This window comes from Curtobacterium sp. MCBA15_013 (assembly GCF_001865095.1).
In the GTDB taxonomy this organism is placed as follows: domain Bacteria; phylum Actinomycetota; class Actinomycetes; order Actinomycetales; family Microbacteriaceae; genus Curtobacterium.
Genome location: NZ_MJGQ01000022.1, coordinates 6,404 through 7,156, shown reverse-complemented (window position 1 = coordinate 7,156; position 753 = coordinate 6,404). Strand labels below are relative to the sequence as shown.

Annotated in this window: 2 protein-coding genes and 1 pseudogene; 1 reads left to right on the top strand and 2 read right to left on the bottom strand. The window is 72.9% G+C overall.

The annotated features are described in order from the left end of the window. Positions 1–268, top strand: a 268-nt coding sequence (locus BIV01_RS12030; protein ID WP_139199330.1) for a tyrosine-protein phosphatase, incomplete at its 5' end; no start/stop codon positions are given. Positions 269–314: 46 nt separating this feature from the next. Here BIV01_RS12030 and BIV01_RS12025 read toward each other — a convergent pair. Both BIV01_RS12025 and BIV01_RS12020 read right to left on the bottom strand, forming a co-directional pair. After that, positions 315–512 (bottom strand): hypothetical protein, encoded by a 198-nt coding sequence (locus BIV01_RS12025; RefSeq protein ID WP_070417343.1) that lies wholly within the window; start codon positions 510–512, stop codon positions 315–317. A 31-nt stretch (positions 513–543) separates the two neighbouring features. Then, positions 544–753, bottom strand: a pseudogene (locus tag BIV01_RS12020) (hypothetical protein); the annotation flags it as partial.

Below are 753 nucleotides of genomic sequence, written 5' to 3'. Positions count from 1 at the left end.
CCTGCTGTCCCTCGCCGGCGTCGAACCCGAGGCGATCGTCGCCGACTACCTCGTCACGATCGACAACGCCCCGGCTCTGCTCGCCTCGATCGGGGTCCCCTCGAACGAGGCGAAGATCGAGGCGCTGTGCGCCGAGCACGGCACCACGGTCGAGGGGGCGTTCCGCGCGGCCCTCGCCGCGTTCGACGTGGACCGGTTCGTCGAGCGTGCCGGTCTCGACGCGGACGACCTGGAGGCACTGCGCACCTTCCGCGCGGACGTCGCCTGACCGACGGGGACCGTCCGGGGACGCGCGCGGTGGCGTCCGGCGGGGCTCAGTCCTCGGTGTCGCCGGCTTCCTCGTCCACGACGCCGGTCTCGTCCATCCGGTCACGGAGGTGGTCGGCCATCGCTCCGGCGCCCTCGCCGGCGTGGTCGTGGTCGACCTGCTCGATGAGGCCGTGCAGCTTCTCGTGGTTCGTCGCCTCGGTGGCGCCGTCCATGACGGGCTCGGTCTGTTCGTTGTCGCTCATGGCACGGACGCTACGCCGCGGCTGGTGGGCGTCAGGCGTCGGTGCGCGCATCCTGGCCGACGGAGTGCGGGTCCGTGTCACCGGCCGCTGGTGTCGACCGGTAGTGCAGTTCGACCGCGCCGCCCACGAACGGCGTCGTGCCGACCAGTTCGAACACCGGCGTGGGGGCGGCCACCGGCAGCAGGGGCGCACCGGCGCCGAGCGCGATCGGCATCACGGTGACCCGGAGCTCGTCGAGCAG